Below are 20,399 nucleotides of genomic sequence, written 5' to 3'. Positions count from 1 at the left end.
GGTATTGTAATTTTAAGGAGGTTCTGTCATGAACAAAACAGAATTAATCGCAAGTGTTGCACAAAAAACTGAATTAACTAAAAAAGATGCTGAAAAAGCAGTAAAAGCTGTATTTGACACAGTAGCTCAAGAATTAGCAGCTGGTGGTAAAGTACAAGTTATCGGCTTCGGTACTTTCGAAGTTCGTGAACGCGCAGCTCGTGAAGGCCGTAACCCACAAAACGGTAAAACTATCACAATTGCAGCTTCCAAATCTCCTGCATTCAAAGCTGGTAAAGGTTTGAAAGAACAAGTTAACGCTGCAAAAGCTAAAAAACGCAAAAAATAATCCATATTGGATGTGAAAGAGACCTTTCGAGGTCTCTTTTTTTTATCTATTTATGGTATAATGCACAGAGAAAGGGTGCATTATGAATAACGAAACATCAAGGAAGGTTCTCATCGTGTCCGCCTCAATCGGCACTGGACATATGCAAGCCGCAAGAGCCATAGAAGAATATTGGAAAGAAAAAGAGCCACAAGCATCAATTACTCATGTTGATTTTCTTGATACAGAAACTATGTCTGTAGAGCATTTAATTAAGGGTACCTATATAAAGATGATTGACGTATTCCCCATGCTCTATGATATGATTTATCGCGTATCGAAAGGGGAAAAACGAGGTACCATTCTGCAAACCGCATTGTCGTACCTACTTAAAAGCCGCATGCTTAAACTAGTACAACAAGAAGAGCCAGATGTAATGGTTTTTACACATCCATTTCCTTGTGGGGCGGCATCGATTTTAAAGCGTCAAGGTCATATAGATGTACCACTAGTAGCTATTATGACAGATTTTAGTAGTCATCAGTTTTGGCTCTATCCACAGATTGATGTTTATTATGTTGCAACAGAGTCTATGGTACCTGAAATGGTGGCTTCAGGTATCGATGAATCTCGTATTCATGTATCTGGTATTCCAGTGCGTCGATCTTTTTTCCGTGATGCTATTGAAGAGTATACCTTAGAGGAACCTGTGAAAGTACTTGTTATGGGGGGGGGCTTGGGTTTAGGCTCCCTTGAGACGGCTTTAAAACATCTAGATGAAGTAAATGGTATTGGTGAAATTACCGTTGTAGCTGGACAAAATACGTCTCTTTATGAATCGTTAGTTATCCTTAGTGAATCTATGAAGACGAAGACCACCGTATATGGTTATACTACTAATATTTCTGAGCTCATGAAATCATCGTCTTTGCTCGTCACAAAACCTGGTGCATTGACCTGTATGGAGGCTGTTACAATCGGATTGCCAATGGTATTCTTTAATGCTATACCAGGGCAGGAAGAGGCAAATGCAGAATTATTAGAGCAACGAGGTTGTGCCCGCTGGGCTCGTGATATTCACAACTTAGAAGATGTGGTAACTGCACTGTTAATTAATTCTCCGCGACTACAACAAATGTCTGAGCGTGCTCGCGAATGGCATGTGGATGGGGCTGCTGATATCGTAAATAGTCTCATTGAAATCTTAGATGCTAGTACACAAGATGAACTCGTAAAAGCTGAAGAGGCTCTTAGCTAATCAGAGTAAAAAAAGCGATGACCTAAAAGGCCATCGCTTTTTTCTATTGATACTGTTCAATATGTTCTTGTCGAAGTTTTTGTAATGTAACTAAGAAAGTATCCGTACTTTCGGCACCATCCAATAAATCTTTTAATTGGTAAGAGTCATCAAGGGTAACACTCCATTGAAAGGAGTCATTATCGTCGTACACATTGAATACGATTGGTGTCTTTAAGTCCTCTAGCATATAGCCGTCATCATCGGACACAGTTGCATACGTGCCATCCTCTAAGAGCTCAGTAAATAATGTGTCATACCCATCAATGTCGATAAGTTCAAAGTTGATACTTTCATAAAAGTCTAAAACCATATCCGTCGCCATGTGGACCTCCTCATGAATATATATATTACGTTTATTCTACTGAGGGCGTCTGTTACTGTCAATGGTAATGTGTAGTATAATAAATAACAGAATTACAAAATAGGAGCGGAATATGAACGTTATTAGTTTACAGAACATAGAGAAATCATATGGCACAAGGCTACTGTTTAAAGAGGTGAGTATGACTTTTACCACGGAAAAACGATTAGGTCTTGTGGGCATCAACGGAACGGGTAAGTCTACATTTCTAAAAATATTAGCAGGCCAAATGGAAGCTGATAAAGGCACCATTGAGCGTAATGGTAAGGCCAGCATCCATTACTTAGCGCAGACACCTGATTTTGATGCGGAATCTACCTTATTAGAAGCAGTTCTTGATGGAGATCATCCTCGCTTACAGATGGTAAAAGCCTTTGAACGTATTAGTCGTGAGTACCGCCAAATGCAAGAGTCTGGTAGTGATGATGCTAAATTGTCTCGTAACTATATGAATGCATTGGAGCAAATGGATCAACAAGACGGGTGGCAAGTAGAACAAGAGGCACGCATTATTTTATCTAAATTGGGCTTTCCTGATGTGGAGCAAAAGGTAGCTATGTTATCAGGAGGGCAAAAGCGTCGTCTTGCATTGGGGCAAGCATTGCTATATCCATGTGATCTTTTATTGCTAGATGAGCCGACTAACCATTTGGATGAAGATAGTATCGATTGGTTGGAGTCGTATTTGAGTACACGTCAAGGAGGATTATTAATCAGTACCCATGATAGATATTTCCTCGATTCCGTATGTAATGGTATTTTAGAGCTATCAAATCGTCATATGTATCAATACGATGGCAATTATGAAGAATTTATTGCCTTGAAAGCTGATCGAGAGGCTCGTGAAGCTGCTACGGAAGAAAAACGACGTCAATTTTTAAAACGAGAAATCGAATGGGTACGTCGTGGTGCTCTGGCTAGAACTACAAAACAAAAGGCTCGTCTTGACCGTTACGAAAAATTAAAGAATATGGAGAAAACCCGTCGTCCGGATCAAATGGATCCTATTGCGCTGAAGACACGTTTAGGAAAAACCATCTTTGATATTGAGCATTTAGAGTTTTATTTTGATGAACGTCCTATGATTAAGGACTTTACCTATCACGTGGTACGCCATGATCGTATCGGTATAGTAGGGCTCAATGGTGTTGGTAAGTCTACCTTTATGAATATCCTTGATGGCACCTACGAAGCGACGAGAGGCACTATCGGTAAAGGTGAGACCGTTCGCATTGCTCATTTTAAACAAGAGCTACCTGAATTTGATGAAGATATGCGCGTTCTCGATTATATTCGTGAGGACCACTCTTATATGGTACTCGGTGATGGATCTACATTGAGCGCAGGACAAATCCTTGAGCGATTCCTTTTTACCCCAGAATTACATGGTGTACCGATTCGAAAACTCTCTGGCGGGGAACGTCGTCGTTTATACCTCTTAAAATTGTTGATGAGCGCCCCTAACGTATTATTGCTGGACGAACCGACGAATGATCTTGATATTCCAACATTGGAGGTATTAGAGGATTTCCTTGACTCCTTTAGTGGCGTCATCATTACAGTTTGTCACGATCGGTACTTCCTAGACCGCGTAGTGGATAAATTATTTGTCTTTACCGGCGATGGGCATATTGAAATCGTTCATGGCTCCTATTCTGACTACAAGGATGCTCTTGATGAAAGTAGTGGCAGCAAGCACCCATTCTATATGCCAAATGATAATATACCGGCTAATTCCAAAGTGGTACAAGCTGTAGAAGGTGGAGAGGCTGATACCGATGACTCTGTTGATAATCAATCAAATACGTCAGATATCTTTGGAAATGACAATGTAGTAGCTGTTGGTGAAACAGATACTTTCAAAGCAATACTAAAGAAGGGCCTCAATAAAGCAGAGGAAGCGGAGTATGCCAAAATTATGGATGAATTGCCAAAGCTAGAACATTTAGTAAAAGGCCTCGATGTTATGATAAGCCAAGTGGCTACTGATTATGAAAAAATGCAGTCACTGATGGAGGAACGAGAAGAAACACAGGCCCAAATAGATGTGCTCACTGAACGGTGGATGGAATTAGAGGAACGCCTATAATTCCTTTTATCATGCCATTTTTTAATATCTGCTATGCAAAGGAATTACGTGTAAGTTTATTGATAAAACTCACAATGTATAGTATAATTTCTACGATTAACGATAACAACGTTACCTAAGTAGGAGGAACTCATGAGTAAGTACCAATTTTTAGACCGTCGCGTACCAATTGAAGACGGAAATATTGCATTAGTACAAGATTTAACTAAATGTAAAAACTGCTCCTTATGTCGTAAAGCTTGTGCTGTAGACATGGGTGTATTTGATTATTATGATTTAACAACTAATGGAGATCATCCAATTTGTATTCATTGTGGTCAATGTGCATCTATTTGCCCGTTCGATTCCATTAATGAACGCTCTGAAATTGATGAAGTAAAAGCAGCTATTGCTGACCCTAATAAAATCGTCATTTTCCAAACTGCGCCTGCCGTGCGTGTTGGTTTGGGCGAGGAATTCGGCCTTGAGGCTGGTACATTTGTAGAAGGTAAAATGGTAGCCGCTCTTCGTAAATTGGGTGGCGACTATATCCTTGATACAAACTTTGGTGCGGACATGACTATCATGGAAGAAGCATCTGAGTTATTAGAACGTGTTATTAATAGTGATGCAGTATTGCCTCAATTCACATCTTGTTGTCCTGCTTGGGTTAAGTTTGCGGAAACATTCTATCCAGAATTCTTGCCAAACCTATCTACGGCTAAGAGCCCAATTGCTATGCAAGCGCCTACACAAAAAACATACTTTGCTGAAAAAATGGGCCTTGATGCAAAACAAATCGTGGCCGTTGCAGTAACACCATGTACAGCTAAGAAATTTGAAATTCGTCGCGATGAAATGAATTCCTCCGCGGAATACTGGAATACACCAGAAATGCGCGATACAGACTACTGTATTACTACACGGGAACTTGCAAAATGGTTGCGCGCAGAAGAAATCAACTTCGATGATCTTGAAGATTCTGCTTTTGACCCATTGATGGGCGAAGCCTCTGGTGGTGGTATCATCTTCGGTAACACTGGTGGCGTTATGGAAGCGGCTATGCGTGCGGCTTACAAAATGGCGACAGGTGAAGATGCACCTCAAACATTGATTCCATTCGAAGCTATTCGCGGCATGGACGGCGCGCGTGAAGCGGACGTAGTGATTGGCGATAAAACATTACATGTAGCGGCAGTTCATGGTACCGGTAATTTGCGTAAGTTCATCGAACGCATGCGTGCAGAAAATATCCATTATGACTTCATCGAAGTAATGGCTTGTCGTGGTGGCTGTATCGGTGGTGGTGGTCAACCACGCGTTAAATTACCGATGGCTGACAAAGCTCGTGAAGCTCGTATTGCATCTTTGTATACTCGCGATGCAGAAGTAACTGTAAAAGCTGCTTGTGATAATCCAGATATCCAAAAATTGTATGCTGAGTTCTTTGATGGCAAACCTATGAGCCACAAAGCACATCACATGTTACATACTACCTTTGTGAACCGTTCTGAAGATTTAGGTCCTAATGGCGCTTGTACGCCTGCTACATGCCCTACATCTGTGCCTAATTTGAAAAAGGCGGCAGAGGCGGCTAAAGCAGCGGCGGAAGCTAATAGCTAAGAGTTGATAGTTACTAGTTAATAAAAAGCACAAAGATAGCTAAGAAATATATAGCAGATAGTTGATATGTTAGTCAGCTATCTGCTTTTTTATTTATTTTATATAGTGGATATATGGTCAATAAAAGCTTTCACAGAGGTAGATTCTATATATGCCATATACGCATAAGGGTTAAAATATAGAGATTGGTAAATTGGTTTAGGAATTACCTGTAGTATGCTATAATTAAATTGTTATTATAGAAGCAATCAATACTGGTTCGGGAGGATCTTCATGGCTTTTAAATTAAAAGGAAAAGAAGAAAAATTTTTCAGTATTTTGGAAAAACATGCTGCACTAACTTATGAAAGTGCGGAAATGATGGAACGCGTGTTTAAGGGGGATATCTCTAAGGAAGAGGCATTTCTTGAAATTGATACAAAGGAAAAAGCTGCCGATGAATTAGTAAATGAAACTGTAGAGCGTTTACGTAAAACATTTATCACTCCGATGGATCGTGAGGATATTCAGCTTTTGATTGACCAACTGGATACTACATTGGATAATATCAAAGAAATCATGGATAAAATGGTTATGTATCATGTTGGAAAACCAAGTGATGGTGCTATTCGCATGAGTGAAATTGTTGTTAAATGCGTTAAGCATATCAATAAATCCATTGGTTATATGGGTAGTCTTAAAAAGGATCATGTGAAGGTAGAGGGGCGTGTTCATCAAGTATTGAAACTTGAGTCTGAAGCGGATAATATTTATCATGAAGAAATGGCTAAGCTCTTTACAGAGTGTACGAATCCAATTGAAATTATCAAATGGAAGGAAATCCTTAGCGCTATGGAAGATGTAATCGATGGCTGCGAAGATTTGGTTGGTACATTCCGCCGGGTAGTATTGAAGTATGCTTGATGCTCATTATTTAGTATGGCTAGTTGTATTTTTAGCATTAGCTTTTGACTATATCAATGGCTTTCATGATACGGCAAATGCCATTGCCACATCTGTTTCTACACGAGCTATTGAGCCTAAAAAAGCGATTATGATGACCGCTGCTCTCAATTTTTTGGGTGCAATGGTTAGTACAGGTGTTGCAAAGACTATCGGTGGTGATATAGTAATGTCGCCATCCCTTATCGATAGTGGTATTATTTCTGCAGCCCTTATCGGTGCCATCACATGGAATCTTTTAACCTGGTATTGGGGAATCCCAAGTTCCTCATCCCATGCTTTGATTGGTGGTATCATTGGTGCTGTGGGCTGGTCTGTAGGATTTGACGCTTTGAATGAGGCGGGGATTTTAAAAATCTTTTTGTCTCTTATTTTATCTCCGATTGTAGCCATGATTGGTGGCTACATTGTGATGAAGATATTGTTGCTTATTTTCGGTAGATTTTCTCCAATTGTTTTGAATGATCGATTTAGATCCATGCAAATTGTATCAGCAATTATGATGGCATTTTCTCATGGCTCTAATGATGCACAAAAAGCGATGGGGATAATCACATTAACCTTACTTAGCGGTGGTTTCATCGATACATTAGATGTACCGATTTGGGTAAAACTTTGTTGTGCTACTGCAATGGCTATGGGTACTGCTGTAGGCGGTTGGAAAATTATCTCTACAATGGGAACTAAGATTTTCAAACTAGAAACTATTAATGGGTTTGCAGCTGATCTAAATTCTGCTATTACAATTTTTACAGCTACATTTTTACATTTGCCTGTAAGTACTACACACGTAGTAAGTGGTTCTTTACTAGGTGTAGGCTCTTCTAAACGTATTAAAGCAGTCAACTGGGGTGTAGCAAGATCTATGGTTATGGCTTGGTTTGTAACGATTCCATTATCTGGTATCGTTGCCGCTATTGCTTATGAAGTAGGTCACTTACTATTTGGCTAATTCATATATTTTTTATTACCGTAAAAAAGACTGCAAAAGCAGTCTTTTTTGTTTATCAAAATATTTTTGCTATATTGTCATATTTATAAATAATTTGCTTTTCTATTTTAAAATTCTATTTATTATATATGTACGTGATAGTTTCTAAATAATCTAAAAATATAGAAATAAACTGATTTGTAAATACTATATTCTATAAAAGAGATTTATCTATATTTGGCAACATTAATGTTACAATTCAAGTTGAATAGGGGAAAATACTTATAAATATGTGTTTTATTGATTATGCATTTTACTAATAAATGAAGTTTATTACTTGTTTATAGGCTGTTAAAAGGTTATTTAAAGTGAATGGCTATTGCATACTTATGTATCGGAGGTTATACTATCGGTAGAAGGAGTTTTTCAAGTGGAAAGTGAGGTATGTATATGGCATGGGGTGGATCTAGACGCGGTGCCGGGCGCCCACGTAATCCTATTAAACGTATTGGTAGAACCTTTCGACTTAGTGATGAAGAGTTTCTTTCGCTAAAGCCATTGATTATGGCTATTAAGGCAAATAATGATAAACGATATAGGCAACAATATAGCCGAGAAGTATAAATAATCAGGCATTGTCACAGCATATACAATTTAATACATTTTAAATCTATTTTACAATAATTCATTATTTCTAAATCTTTCAACTACAACACATCTTTACTCTCTAAAACAATATGCTGTGTGCAATACAAGCAGTACGAAAAGGTCCCAATTCATTTGAATTGGGACCTTTTCGTTATATATAATATACAATACATAATACATATTACTCTATATTTTGTTATATTAAATTAGTCTACTTTGATGCCGTGAATTTCTTCAGCTAAACGTTTTAGAGCATCAACGGTACGTACCCCAGGAGTGATTTCAGAAAGTTTTACACGAATGAAGTGACCTTCTTTAACGGCTGTGATATCTTGAAGTTGAGGGTTAGCCTTGATCTTTTCAATTTTTTGTTGGAAATCATCATCGTTGCGAATAGAATTGCCATAGTCAGCGATAATAATATAGTCAGGGTTTTGCGCAATTACTGTTTCCCAAGAACCTTTAGCCCATGTTTTATCAACGCCTAAGCCGCTCATTACATTATCAGCACCGATAAGTTTTAAGATGTTAGTAGTATAACCTTCGAATGCTGTGAATGGTTGACCGTCTTCAGAGTCATAAATAAAAACGCGTTTACGAGGTAAGTCTTTTAGTTTATTCTGGATAGCTGCCAAGGTTTTTCGTTGGTCAGCAACCCATTCTTCAGCTTTAGGTTTTACGCCAAAAATCTCACCCAATTTAATCATGTCGCTGAAGTTGGTTTCTAGGTCAGCTTTAGTAGATAACATGGATTCAGGGATCCAAATATTAACCTTTTGGGAAATCATTTTGTCAGCAGGTATAGCTCGTTTGCTGAAAGAATCAGGCCATCCCGTAGCGAAGTCAGGCTTTACGGACATGAATACTTCATAGGAAGGCCATTTATCAGATAATACTTTTACTTTGTCGTAAGCCGCTTGTAAAGGTGGGTAGATTTCTTCTTCTTTGAAAGCGGTTCCAGCCATTTTGTCGTCAAGGCCTAATTGTAACATCATTTCCGTTGTTGCTTGCGACATGGACACTGCATGAGTAGGGGCGGATTTTACGGCAAAGTCTGTTTTTGTACCGTCAAATGTTTCACTCCATGTTACAGAGGTTCCATTATCCGCTGTAGTTTTTGTAGTATCAGAACCACAACCAGCAATAGCGAATGTAGCACATGTCATAGCGATTAATAATAATTTTTTTGACTTTCTTAAATTCTGAAACATAGTAAGTCCTTTCTTTACTAATTAATAATATAAATGATAGCGCCCTTCATCCCAAGAGGTTTTAAAAGGAACTTCAAAAATTGGTTCAAGAATTTCAGGTGTGAGCACCTCGGTAGGGGAACCTTCTTTTAGGATAGTTCCATTGTTCATGATGACTATATGATCGCAATATTGAGCCGCTAGATTTAAGTCGTGAAGGACTACGATCGTAGTGCCTTTAAAAGCACGCAATTGCTTCATAAGTGCCACTTTATACTTCATATCTAAATGATTAGTAGGTTCATCTAAAAGAAGTATTTGAGGTTTCTGGGTTAAGGCTTTAGCAATAAATACGCGTTGCTTCTCACCACCTGATAAATGATGAATTTCTTCATTTGCTAAATGGGTGATTCCTACTTCATTCATATAATGCTCTGCAATTTTAACATCCTCAGAACTATAGGTGCCAAAGTGTTGTTTGTACGGATACCGTCCCATGAGAACGATATCTTTTACGAGAAAATCATCAATCATAGCGTCTCTAGATTGTGTTAAGACTGCTACCAATTGAGCAAATTCGCGACCTTTATAAGACTCTAAAGGTTTTCCGTTTAATGTGATTTTGTTTTTTGTTGGATGAAGTCGATATAGATGGCTAAGTAGGGTAGACTTACCACATCCATTCGGTCCAATTATGGCTGTTATTTTATTGGTAGGAAATGTTACAGAAATATTCTTTAACACTTCTTTTGTTTCATAAGAAAAAGACAGCTGATTAATTTGATACATAGTATCTCCTATAGATATGATATACACTAACCATTGTGTTTATAACGATTCATGATAATCCAAATGAAGAGAGGCGCCCCCAATAAAGATGTAAGCACACCAATAGGGATTTCTTCTGGACTGTAGAGTGCTCTCGATAATACGTCTGACCAAATCATAACGATGCTACCGATGAGTGCACTGAATAGTAATGTGTATTTATGCTTAGGTCCGCCTACAATCCGAGCAAGGTGAGGGATGATAAGGCCGATAAAGCCAACTACACCAACCTTTGATACTAGTGTGGCAATCACAATAGAGGATATGATAACGATGCTTAATTGTAACTGCTTAACGGAAAGGCCCATTTGTGCTGCTTCATGATTACCGAGTAGCAACACATCAAGGTCTTGGTTGAACATATAGATATATAGCATAAACAAGGTTACAATAATTGCTGTTAATGGTAAATCGCCCCATTGTATACCTGCAAAGCTGCCAAGTAGCCAGAACATGGCACTTCGTACTTGTGCTTCGTGTTTGGCTCCGTAAATAATCATCATCGTTAAGGCTGAAAATACACCGGTCATGCCCATGCCTATGAGGATAAGCTTTACTGGACTGTTACTTTTACCAACACATAGTAGTACTAATATAATTGAAAGTACTGCGCCTAGAGCCGCAAAAATAGGTGTATTGTATTGCCCTAAGAATGGAAGCCCACCCATGATAATAGCGAAAACCGCACCTGTGCTTGCACCAGAAGAAACACCTAATACATAGGGATCTGCGAGGGCATTGCGCGTGACCGTTTGCATTAATAGACCCACAAGTGATAGGCCTATACCTGTTAGAACAGAGTAAATAAGTCGTGGTAAGCGGATATCTGTAATAATCGTATCAGTCATAGATGCTGTAGCATTTACATCAATCATAGACATAAGTGCTGAAATAATTTGGTCTAGTGGTACAAATTTAGATCCAAACTGTAACGCTGTTACCAATGAAATACAGAGGATTAGACAGAGTATAAATACTTTTACCGAAGTCTGCATAAAATCTCCTTATTCTATTTTTATTTAGGTAGTCTAAGTCTTATCTAAGTATAGAGAATTTTCAATATATATACAATATTAATACCTGTATAGGTATTATAAGTATGAGGATTCATTAAATTATAAATAGCAAAATCTTATGTTAGCTTTATTCATTTTTATAAGTTCATTGTTATTTTGATATATGAAAAATTTATCAGAATAGCTATAATAGAATTATATGTACAGATGTAAGCTTAGGAGGTGTTAGTTTGATACAAGATTTATTATCTGAGGATAATGTATCCTTTCATTATCCCGCCGAAACGTGGGAAGATGTAATTCGTCATGGTGGTCAACTGATGGTTGATGCGGGCTTTACGGATCCATCTTATACAGAGGCTATGGTTGAAGTAGTTCGCGAAATGGGTCCATATATCGTATTGGCTCCCGGTCTTGCTATGCCACATGCGCGCCCAGAACATGGTGCTAAGCGTGTAGGGACAGCTTTAGTGACATTGGAAAAACCATTGAATTTTGGTAGTCCTGATAATGACCCAGTATCTGTCGCATTATTCTTATGTGCTCCCAATAAAGATGAGCATATTCAATTGTTAACAGATATTGCTACATTATTTGAGGATGAAGAATTCTTAGATGCGGCCGTTGACTTTGAAAGTATTGACGACGTACAAGCATTCTTGGCAGAACATTTAGACGAGCAATAATACGTTTAGAAGGAGGCAAGTATGATTTCTGTATTAACTGTATGTGGTAATGGTATTGGTTCTAGCTTGATGTTAAAAATGAAAATTGAAGAAATTTGTGCTGAAAATGGTATCGATGCACAAGTTGAATCTATCGATTTTAACGCGGCTCAAGGTCGTAAGGCAGACCTCATCGTAACTGTAAAAGAGTTGGCTGAACAATTTGACGATAAAAACGTTGCTATTGTTCGTAGCTATATTAATAAAAAGAAGATTACAGAAGATGTTCTTGAAGCATTAAAACAAGCGGCTCAATAATATGTAACAATTATATATAGGAGGTAGTGCCATGGAAATGGTATTAGAGTTCTTGCGTGATGTGCTGTCTCAACCAGCACTTTTGATTGGTATTATGTCATGTATAGGCCTGATCGCTTTGAAACGTCCGTTTCATAAAATAATGACGGGCACATTAAAACCTATTCTTGGGTATTTAATGTTAGCTGCAGGTGCGGGTGTTATCGTTAGTAATCTTGACCCATTGGGGAAAATGATTGAACATGGATTTCATATTACTGGTGTAGTGCCAAATAATGAAGCTATCGTAGCTGTTGCACAAAAGGTACTTGGCGTTGAAACAATGTCTATTCTTGTTGTAGGCTTATTGATGAACTTATGTATTGCACGTTTCACCAAGTTTAAATATGTGTTCTTAACAGGTCATCACAGCTTATTTATGGCATGCCTTATGTCTGCCGTACTTGGTACAGCAGGTTTATCTGGTATGGAACTCATACTTGTAGGTGGTTTCTTAATGGGAGCTTGGTCTGCCATTTCTCCAGCTATTGGTCAAAGTTATACATCCAAAGTGACAGATGGTGATGAAATTGCCATTGGTCATTTCGGTAGTTTAGGCTACTATTTATCGGCTTGGGTTGCTAAATATGTTGGGAAAGCTGAAGATAGCACAGAAGATATTGAAATACCAGAAAAATGGGGTTTCTTACGAGACTCAACATTATCTACAGCATTAACTATGATCGTATTTTACCTAATTGCGGCATTTGCAGCAGGTTCCGAATTTGTCGCTACTTTATCAGGTGATATGAGCCCATATTTATACGCTGTTATGAGTGCTATGAATTTTGCTGTTGGTGTAACAATCGTATACTCAGGTGTGCGTATGATCTTAGGTGATTTGATTCCTGCATTCCAAGGGATTGCTACAAAAATTATTCCTAATGCAATTCCAGCTGTAGACTGTGCCGTATTCTTCACCTATGCTCCAACTGCGGTTGTATTAGGCTTCCTTAGTTCCTTCATCGGTGGTATCATCGGTATGCTTATCCTTGGTGCTGTAGGTGGCGTATTAATCATTCCTGGTCTTGTGCCACACTTCTTCTGTGGTGCTACAGCAGGTATTTATGGCAATGCTACTGGTGGTCGTCGTGGCGCAGCGGTAGGTGCTTTCCTAAATGGTTTGGCTATTACATTCTTGCCAGCTTTGGCGTTGCCAGTTCTTGGTCAATTAGGCTTCCAAAATACAACCTTTGGTGATGCGGACTTTGCAGTGATGGGTCTCGTATTAGGTAATGCTTATGAATGGGTAGGTATGGCTGGTATTTATGGCATTGTAGCTATTGCCGCTTTAGTACTTATTATTCCTAACTTTATTAAAACAAAAGGTAAAGTCATTAATTATGTAGAAGAGGATTAATGAAAACAACTGAGCAACACAGTAATGTTGTAGTACGATATGTATTCCTGACTATTGGAGCAATAAGTTTTGGCCTTGGTACAGCAGGTATCGTATTACCACTATTGCCAACAGTTCCTTTTTATATGCTAACTTTATTTTGTTTAGCTCGAGGGTCTGAACGATTCCATAAAATGTTTTTGGAATCTAGTTTATATCAAAAGACTGTTGCTGCTTATGAACGCGATAAAGCGTTGACCTTGCGGGCAAAGTTGTCCATTCTCGTATCCGTTAGTGCCATAATGGCGGTTGGTGCCTATTTTAGTCAAGATATGCCTATTGCTCTAATGGTTATGGGCATTATATGGGTAGCCCATGTCATAGCATTAGCTTTTATTATTAAAACAAAAAAATAGGAACTTGTATCCTTAGTTTTGAATATAGCCTCATGAATTAAATTGTTGTAGTTTAATCCATGAGGCTTATTTTATAGTACACTAAAATAACTCTCAACGAAGATCTTAATTGTTTTAAATTACTAAAACGAACTAGCTTGTGTTTTTAAATCTAAAATGAATTATTATTAATTAGAAGTTGACAATGACTATCAATAAGTATACTATAATATAATATTAACGTTTATATTTATAGTATTTGTGTATATGGTGATAGTATGAATCCACATAATCATGCGGTTTCACATGCTGGAACATCTATGTTAAGACATACGATATTTGACGGTATCGATTTGATGTTCTTAGATGTGAAGCAAGAGACGATTCAATTTTATGCTAAATCACATACCAAGACGTTTGCTATAAATCACTGTGAAGAAGGGCGCATTGAGTGCAAGTTCACATCTGGTGAGTATTTATATATGGGTCCAGGGGATATGTCGTTAGGGTGGCATACACGCTCCGCTTACCAACATGAAAATTACTTCCCTACAAAATTATTTAAAGGAATTGTATTATTAGTAGATGTTGAAAAGGCACAACCCGTATTAGATGCACTTGTTAGTGATTCTCGAATAGATTTGACCGAATTAGCAAATCGATTTTGTGAGCATTCTGATTTTGGTATGATGATGGAAGAAACGGAAACTGTTCGTCACATTTTTTCTAGTTTATATAATGTACCAGATCAAATAAAGGAGCACTATTTTAAATTAAAAGTGATTGAAATCTTTTTATTATTATCTGTTATCTCTACAGCTAATCCTGAAAAGAGAACTACCTATAGAAAGCAACAGGTAGATATTGTAAAAGCTGTAAGTGAATATGTATCGACACAGTTTATGAAGCGTATTACTATTGATTCCTTGTCTGAACAGTTTGATATTCCTACATCCACCCTGAAACGTTGCTTTAAAGGTGTATTTGGTACAACCATACATCAATATTTAAAAGAATGTCGTATTAATGCGGCGAAGAGATTGCTACAAGACTCAGATCAGTCTATTTTAGAAATCGCTAATGCGGTAGGGTATGAGAATGGTAGTAAGTTTACGGGTGCATTTAAAGAGGCTACTGGTGTAACGCCAAGTGCTTATCGTAAGGTTTAAATAATTTGGATCTTATATTATTCTAGATAGAAATTTTGTGCTTTAGGCTAGGTTTGATAGTCTATGAAAATTAAATATTGTCCGAAACGTATGTTTTTGGTCTATTCGGAGTAGATATGTATAATACACTTTGCTACCATTAAATCTGTAAATGATTTTCAATGTCATTTGGTTGTGGTGGTAAAGTGTATTTTTATATGCATGGTTAAATATATGTCTGGAGGAAATTTAATGAATAGGAGTTGGGTGCGGGCAAGGAGATATGTTATACTATCCTGCGCAGTAGCGTGCTGGTTGCAAATGCCGGTAGTTATGGCGGATAATGCGACTGTAACAACCGATGTGGTTCATGTTCGCGGTACATGGGCTGAAGAGCAGGCAAAACAAGAGTCTCAACAGACGACGATTATTACGAAGAAGGATATTGTCAAAAAGCAGGCAAAATCCGTAGAAGATATTGTATTTTCTGAAACTGGTGTATCCAGAACCGTTGATTCGATGGGGCGCGTCGGTGTATCTATCCGTGGTGCGGATCCGCGTCATACCTTGATTCTTGTGGATGGACAGCCTGTGATGGGCGACCTTGCCAAATATCAAGGCGCCGGTGATGAATTACAGCGTCTCGGTACAGAAAATGTGGAACGTATAGAAATTATTCAAGGTGCAGCCAGTGCTAAATACGGATCCGACGCCATCGGTGGTGTTATCAATGTTATTACCAATAAACCGCGTAAGACCGCTGGCCTTCAGTTTAATGCGGAAGGTCGTAGAACTAAAGGCGACGGTGATATCGTACCGTTTTCCAATTTCTTTATGCGCGCTGATTCTGGCTCATTAGGTAAGTTAAAAGTTAATATTCACGGTAGTAAACGTGATATTATGCCTATTTATGCTAGCGAGCGGCGTCGTATCAGCGCTATGACTAATGATGAAGACCACGGTTTTTTAAAGAATTCCCTACGATATTACGGTACAAATTCCAATATAGGTTTGGCCGCTACGTATGATATTAATGATAAACAGTCTTTGGGAGTCCGTATTGATCGGTATAATGAAGACTTGGAACGATATGTAAAGCGCAGTACTTCTTATTTGGAACCTCAAGTTCATTACAAACGGGATTTAGATAGGAATAATCTTAATTTGACGTATACTGGTCAGGACAATAAGAGTTCGTGGAAAGCGGAGCTGAATTATACTCGGACCAAAGAAGATGATGTAACATTAACCAGTGATTACGGGAACAGTACCTATGAAGGGAAAAATACATTAAACTATGTGGATAATGTAGATCATCGTCAATGGAGCGTAACACTCGGGGCAGATACGCAAGTCAATAAGAAACATCTCTTGTCTTATGGAATTGGGTTTATACGGGAGACAGGCGAAGGTAGCAGACTTAAAAATGCGCCTCATACCTATAAACGGCATATCGACCCCTGGGATTACGATAAAAGTCTGGCAGTAAAAAACGGTGTTCCCTCATCCACAATTTATGATCATTCTTTCAGAAAAAACGAGGCCGGTGTAGAGCAGTGGAATAAGGAGAAAGAATGGTATAACGGAGATAAAAGCAAGCCAAACACATTGCCGGAATTTACTTACGAAGAATATCTTCAATATTTGGATCCCCAGGCGGGGATTGATTCAGCGGCCGCAATGGGGCTTGTGGACGGCCCCGTGACGGAGCGTACGCTGAAAAAACGGAATCCTGAAGCTTATGCGCGATATCAGCAGTTTGCTAAACGTTTATTAGCGGAGAATAAAGAATTTATTGAAGACTATCATTTTAATAAGGAGGGCCGAAAAGATGAAAACGGTAAGTATTATCCAGCACTTTATGATGCATATTTACCGAGCTTTTACTATGGCGCCGTACCGGATTTTGATTCTACGAAGTTGAAATTAAACGGATCTTATTTTAAAGAAGAGTATTTAAAACGCGTTAATCAACAGACCGCAGGACGTGCGGAGATCAAGAAACAGAATTTCTTTATTCAGGATACGTGGCAGGTTAATAAAAATACTACTTTATCACCAATTATAAGACTGGATCATAGTGATTTATTCGGCTCCAACTGGTCGTTTAATTTCGGCATGACTCATAATGTACATGGAAATGTACACCGCAGATTAAAGGTTAATGTGGGTACCAGTTATACGGAACCTGGTATGGGCGAGCTGTATTATAACTGGGAAATGTATGGCCCGAATATTACAAATGCCACAATCGGTGGCGGTGAAGCCCGATTAGGTTGGTATTGGGTCGGAAATCCGAACCTTAAACCGGAGAAATCCATGAATTTTGACCTCTCTTTGGAAGGGGAAAATAAAAATACCTATGGTAAAGTAACCGTATTCCATAATAATATTCGGAATTATATGTCGATTTACAATACGGGATATTTGATGGATTTTTATCCTCAGTATGATGAATCTACCACATATGGAGCGGCGAAATTTGCTCATGCACCAGATATGATTTACAGCTTCCGTAATATCGGCAAGGCCCAAATTACGGGACTTCAATTTGAAGTTAAACAAACTTTGAATAAACACTGGAAGGCCCGTTTGGGATATACGTATTTACGAGCGCTTAATAAGAGCGATAAAGATATGCCTCGTGAATTACTGGATAAACCTCGTCATAAAGTGGATATCGGTGTGGATTTTGAGGATAAGGCTAGCGGATGGAGCGGTAGTCTGTGGGGAGATTATTATATTCATATGCTGGATAGTAACTCCTTGTCTGGTGGCGGTAATTATATGGTATCTTATATTGATCCTAATAATTCCGATCGTTCCGTTATCAGATATAATTTGAATAATAGAAAAACCGCCGATATGTATGAACATAAAACTTATGGCATATGGAATTTGATGATTCAAAAGAAGATTGATAAGGATTCACGAATCTATTTCGGTATTGATAATCTCTTTAATCATCGTGATGATGATCGGGCTTTATCGGCTCGAGTATATCGTATCGGATTAAATATGAAATTCGGTTTCGGTTCAGGTGAAAGTAAAACGAAACTTACGAAGGAGCAGTTTGAATCGTTACCTCCGGTTATGCTGCAGGATTTTATTACGCGTCCTTTCGATACAGACAGAAAACGAGGTATGGAACTTGTAGGTGATTATCGTGTACGTAATGACAGTCATCTTGGATCTGATCGTCCTGCTACGCGGGTGACTGCTACAAGTTACGTATCCGACGAGGCCGCAAAGAATCTGGCGGACCGCAAGGAACATGGCTTGAATCAACGTATACGTGTCGGTGTCGATGCTCGTATTAATGATAATACGAATGTACGTGTTGTGGGTAGTGCTTCTGGCCAAGCTGGTGTAGATAGCAGTCATGAAACAGAAGGCTCTAAAGGTTTTAATCATCAACGTCTCGAAGAACTAGATGTAACACATCACGGTTCTAAATGGGATCATAGTGTTGGTCGTATTACTGAATCTATGGGGGTTACAGGTTATTGGTTTAATAAAGAATATGACGGCCTTCGTAGTGTTTGGACGAATAAGAATACTCAAGTCCGTATCGGTGTGGGGACCTTTAAACATAGTACGGGAATTAGCGACAGTGCTTATACTCATGCTATTTATACGCATTTTAAACGGGTTCCAACGGTAGAGGAATTCTTAGGTGTTACTATGGATTCGGACGGTGCCAATAAGGAACTCATCGTACCAAATGCAGGGAATACTATTAATTTCTACCAGCAATTAAAAGCCTTGCGCGATAAGGAAGGCACCTTAGATGCGGAGGTAGGTACATTAAAGAAGAAAATCGACGATATGACTTCCGATATCTGGTCTAAAGAATTTATTGACGGCATGTCCGCGGATCAACTGGCTCCATTAAAAGCGGAGTTGGCAAAGTTGGAAGCATCTTTACCGGATGTGGAAGCTCGTGTGGCGAAAGAACGGGAACCGTTGCGAGCTGCGCAGTTTGATGTGTTGCGCCGGATGCAGGAAATCGCGGTGAAAGCTTATGGTGCGGATGCGGCTAAACAGACTGTATCGATTAAGATGCCTGATGTGTCAGTAACGTATTCTTATAAATCGCGATACTATGATGAAGATGATGAACAATGGTATGAAGACGAACGTACTTTCACTCAGAAAATAGCACCCGGAACGATTGGGCTTGATAAGAAAAACCCATTGTTTGAAATGAAGTTGAGTGATACCACTGTTCTTTCCAATGGCGGAAAAACGTTTATTTCAAATTGGTACAATCAGAATAAGGCGGCTATCGTGGAGGCGTATCGTGCCAAGGCGAAAGATATAGCAACCTATAGCTTCGGCAATAATCCGTATACGATGAAATTTGAAGATAATGCCTTTGACGGGCTGGACAAGTCTATTTATAAGGCGAATGTCGTTGATATTAACGACTCCGGCACGTCTGGTCTTATTAACGTAAAAGGAAGTGCCTATTATCCTTCTATGATAGCTTCGTACTTTAATAGCTTGGCCCGAATGCTTGAAAAAGCGGACGGAAACAGTCGTTTGCCGAGAGAGGCGCTAGGCAAATATACAGGTGCTGTTATTCCTTCAATAGGTGTCGTATTGGAGCGGGATACAATTCCACCAATTGAAAAGGCTACCTATGTTCAAGTTAAACATATGGTAACACCTCGACTTGGCTTAGCTGCGTGGTACTTACGCTCCTTTGGCGGTAGTGACTATCGCTTCTATACGGCGAATGGTAATGCTACAGAAGTGCATGAATTCAACAATATGGCTAATGTTTTCGGCGTTGGAGCTAAGTATCAATTAAATCATAATGTAAGTGTTTCCTTCGACTATGGACAAAACCGTAGTGACTTTGGTCGCTTCATGAATGGCAATACTCATTATGACCATAAGGCTGGATCCTCTCAATTCGATATCAAGGGCCGTGATGTAGGTGGTGTACCTCATTTCTGGGCATTGCGCTTTGATGTTGGTCGTGCCGATATGAATAAACCTGGTTCTTGGAATGCCTATGTAGACTATAAATACTTTGCCCATGGTTCCTTCTTTGGTGGCAATGGTACAGAGGCTGTTCCTGACCGTTACTTAGATGGTATTAAGAGCTTTACCTTTGGTGGTGGCTATGTGCCAACTAAAGATCTTCTTTTACAAGCATTCTATACATTTGATGCAAAAGGGATCAATAAACGAGATACCTTATATGGATCTGAAAACTTTAAACTTGGGAATTATACTCGTTTCCAAATGACGTATAAATTCTAAAAATTTA

17 protein-coding genes are annotated in these 20,399 nt (G+C 38.8%); 13 read left to right on the top strand and 4 right to left on the bottom strand.

The window, feature by feature from the left end; genetic code table 11:
* Positions 1–28 precede the first annotated feature (28 nt).
* Together hbs and VPAR_RS06850 are read left to right on the top strand one after the other, a co-directional pair.
* On the top strand, positions 29–328 hold the full coding sequence (hbs, locus tag VPAR_RS06855; protein ID WP_004696710.1) for a non-specific DNA-binding protein Hbs: 300 nt from the start codon (positions 29–31) through the stop codon (positions 326–328).
* 82 nt (positions 329–410) lie between these two features.
* Positions 411–1,565 carry an MGDG synthase family glycosyltransferase gene (locus tag VPAR_RS06850; protein ID WP_004697560.1) on the top strand — a complete coding sequence of 385 codons (1,155 nt, stop codon included), beginning with the start codon at positions 411–413 and terminating at the stop codon, positions 1,563–1,565.
* A 43-nt stretch (positions 1,566–1,608) separates the two neighbouring features.
* Here VPAR_RS06850 and VPAR_RS06845 read toward each other — a convergent pair whose 3' ends face one another.
* A complete protein-coding gene (locus VPAR_RS06845; RefSeq protein ID WP_012864682.1) occupies positions 1,609–1,929 on the bottom strand; it encodes a hypothetical protein in 321 nt (106 codons plus the stop codon).
* A 112-nt stretch (positions 1,930–2,041) separates the two neighbouring features.
* On the opposite strand from VPAR_RS06845, the gene VPAR_RS06840 reads away from it, so the two are divergent.
* From VPAR_RS06840 to VPAR_RS09655, 5 genes are all read left to right on the top strand, one after another.
* Positions 2,042–4,057, top strand: coding sequence for an ABC-F family ATP-binding cassette domain-containing protein (locus VPAR_RS06840; RefSeq protein WP_012864681.1), 2,016 nt, complete (start codon positions 2,042–2,044; stop codon positions 4,055–4,057).
* Between the two features lie 132 nt (positions 4,058–4,189).
* On the top strand, positions 4,190–5,659 hold the full coding sequence (locus VPAR_RS06835) for a [FeFe] hydrogenase, group A (protein WP_012864680.1): 1,470 nt from the start codon (positions 4,190–4,192) through the stop codon (positions 5,657–5,659).
* Between the two features lie 273 nt (positions 5,660–5,932).
* Positions 5,933–6,562, top strand: coding sequence for a DUF47 domain-containing protein (locus VPAR_RS06830; protein WP_012864679.1), 630 nt, complete (start codon positions 5,933–5,935; stop codon positions 6,560–6,562).
* Positions 6,555–7,553 carry an inorganic phosphate transporter gene (locus VPAR_RS06825; RefSeq protein WP_012864678.1) on the top strand — a complete coding sequence of 333 codons (999 nt, stop codon included), beginning with the start codon at positions 6,555–6,557 and terminating at the stop codon, positions 7,551–7,553. Before VPAR_RS06830 ends, VPAR_RS06825 begins: the two co-directional genes overlap by 8 nt.
* A gap of 429 nt (positions 7,554–7,982) precedes the next feature.
* Positions 7,983–8,156: a hypothetical protein gene (locus tag VPAR_RS09655; RefSeq protein ID WP_004697552.1), complete on the top strand. Its 174-nt coding sequence runs from the start codon at positions 7,983–7,985 to the stop codon at positions 8,154–8,156.
* 230 nt (positions 8,157–8,386) lie between these two features.
* Here VPAR_RS09655 and VPAR_RS06820 read toward each other — a convergent pair whose 3' ends face one another.
* From VPAR_RS06820 to VPAR_RS06810, 3 genes are read right to left on the bottom strand one after another with little or no spacing between them, the layout of a single operon-like run.
* Positions 8,387–9,391 (bottom strand): ABC transporter substrate-binding protein, encoded by a 1,005-nt coding sequence (locus VPAR_RS06820; RefSeq protein ID WP_012864677.1) that lies wholly within the window; start codon positions 9,389–9,391, stop codon positions 8,387–8,389.
* Positions 9,392–9,412: 21 nt separating this feature from the next.
* A complete protein-coding gene (locus VPAR_RS06815) occupies positions 9,413–10,159 on the bottom strand; it encodes an ABC transporter ATP-binding protein (RefSeq protein ID WP_012864676.1) in 747 nt (248 codons plus the stop codon).
* Between the two features lie 26 nt (positions 10,160–10,185).
* Positions 10,186–11,193 carry a FecCD family ABC transporter permease gene (locus VPAR_RS06810; RefSeq protein WP_012864675.1) on the bottom strand — a complete coding sequence of 336 codons (1,008 nt, stop codon included), beginning with the start codon at positions 11,191–11,193 and terminating at the stop codon, positions 10,186–10,188.
* 251 nt (positions 11,194–11,444) lie between these two features.
* Between VPAR_RS06810 and VPAR_RS06805 the strand changes: the two genes are divergently transcribed.
* The 6 genes from VPAR_RS06805 to VPAR_RS06780 all read left to right on the top strand — a co-directional run bounded on the left by VPAR_RS06805 (position 11,445) and on the right by VPAR_RS06780 (position 20,392).
* Entirely contained in the window at positions 11,445–11,900 is a 456-nt protein-coding gene (locus VPAR_RS06805) for a PTS sugar transporter subunit IIA (protein WP_004696688.1), read from the top strand.
* A 21-nt stretch (positions 11,901–11,921) separates the two neighbouring features.
* A complete protein-coding gene (locus VPAR_RS06800; RefSeq protein ID WP_004696686.1) occupies positions 11,922–12,197 on the top strand; it encodes a PTS sugar transporter subunit IIB in 276 nt (91 codons plus the stop codon).
* A 31-nt stretch (positions 12,198–12,228) separates the two neighbouring features.
* Complete coding sequence (ulaA, locus tag VPAR_RS06795) at positions 12,229–13,596, top strand: PTS ascorbate transporter subunit IIC (protein ID WP_004698733.1); 1,368 nt, start codon at positions 12,229–12,231, stop codon at positions 13,594–13,596.
* On the top strand, positions 13,596–13,991 hold the full coding sequence (locus VPAR_RS06790) for a YbaN family protein (protein ID WP_012864674.1): 396 nt from the start codon (positions 13,596–13,598) through the stop codon (positions 13,989–13,991). The genes ulaA and VPAR_RS06790 overlap by 1 nt, the downstream gene beginning before the upstream one ends.
* Positions 13,992–14,248: 257 nt before the next feature.
* Positions 14,249–15,139 carry an AraC family transcriptional regulator gene (locus VPAR_RS06785; RefSeq protein WP_042466803.1) on the top strand — a complete coding sequence of 297 codons (891 nt, stop codon included), beginning with the start codon at positions 14,249–14,251 and terminating at the stop codon, positions 15,137–15,139.
* 231 nt (positions 15,140–15,370) lie between these two features.
* Entirely contained in the window at positions 15,371–20,392 is a 5,022-nt protein-coding gene (locus VPAR_RS06780; protein ID WP_012864672.1) for a TonB-dependent receptor plug domain-containing protein, read from the top strand.
* Positions 20,393–20,399: the final 7 nt, after the last annotated feature.

The sequence above is a fragment of the Veillonella parvula DSM 2008 genome, assembly GCF_000024945.1.
In the GTDB taxonomy this organism is placed as follows: Bacteria; Bacillota; Negativicutes; order Veillonellales; family Veillonellaceae; genus Veillonella; species Veillonella parvula.
Note: the sequence above shows the minus strand (reverse complement) of the source record. Positions and strands in the feature narration are given on the sequence as shown.

What these genes read in the sequence shown, in the direction of transcription:
- hbs (WP_004696710.1), top strand. Translation starts at nt 29, where the DNA reads ATGAACAAAACAGAATTAATCGCAAGTGTTGCACAAAAAACTGAATTA.
- VPAR_RS06850 (WP_004697560.1), top strand. Translation starts at nt 411, where the DNA reads ATGAATAACGAAACATCAAGGAAGGTTCTCATCGTGTCCGCCTCAATC.
- VPAR_RS06845 (WP_012864682.1), bottom strand. Translation starts at nt 1,929, where the DNA reads ATGGCGACGGATATGGTTTTAGACTTTTATGAAAGTATCAACTTTGAA.
- VPAR_RS06840 (WP_012864681.1), top strand. Translation starts at nt 2,042, where the DNA reads ATGAACGTTATTAGTTTACAGAACATAGAGAAATCATATGGCACAAGG.
- VPAR_RS06835 (WP_012864680.1), top strand. Translation starts at nt 4,190, where the DNA reads ATGAGTAAGTACCAATTTTTAGACCGTCGCGTACCAATTGAAGACGGA.
- VPAR_RS06830 (WP_012864679.1), top strand. Translation starts at nt 5,933, where the DNA reads ATGGCTTTTAAATTAAAAGGAAAAGAAGAAAAATTTTTCAGTATTTTG.
- VPAR_RS06825 (WP_012864678.1), top strand. Translation starts at nt 6,555, where the DNA reads ATGCTTGATGCTCATTATTTAGTATGGCTAGTTGTATTTTTAGCATTA.
- VPAR_RS09655 (WP_004697552.1), top strand. Translation starts at nt 7,983, where the DNA reads ATGGCATGGGGTGGATCTAGACGCGGTGCCGGGCGCCCACGTAATCCT.
- VPAR_RS06820 (WP_012864677.1), bottom strand. Translation starts at nt 9,391, where the DNA reads ATGTTTCAGAATTTAAGAAAGTCAAAAAAATTATTATTAATCGCTATG.
- VPAR_RS06815 (WP_012864676.1), bottom strand. Translation starts at nt 10,159, where the DNA reads ATGTATCAAATTAATCAGCTGTCTTTTTCTTATGAAACAAAAGAAGTG.
- VPAR_RS06810 (WP_012864675.1), bottom strand. Translation starts at nt 11,193, where the DNA reads ATGCAGACTTCGGTAAAAGTATTTATACTCTGTCTAATCCTCTGTATT.
- VPAR_RS06800 (WP_004696686.1), top strand. Translation starts at nt 11,922, where the DNA reads ATGATTTCTGTATTAACTGTATGTGGTAATGGTATTGGTTCTAGCTTG.
- ulaA (WP_004698733.1), top strand. Translation starts at nt 12,229, where the DNA reads ATGGAAATGGTATTAGAGTTCTTGCGTGATGTGCTGTCTCAACCAGCA.
- VPAR_RS06790 (WP_012864674.1), top strand. Translation starts at nt 13,596, where the DNA reads ATGAAAACAACTGAGCAACACAGTAATGTTGTAGTACGATATGTATTC.
- VPAR_RS06785 (WP_042466803.1), top strand. Translation starts at nt 14,249, where the DNA reads ATGAATCCACATAATCATGCGGTTTCACATGCTGGAACATCTATGTTA.
- VPAR_RS06780 (WP_012864672.1), top strand. Translation starts at nt 15,371, where the DNA reads ATGAATAGGAGTTGGGTGCGGGCAAGGAGATATGTTATACTATCCTGC.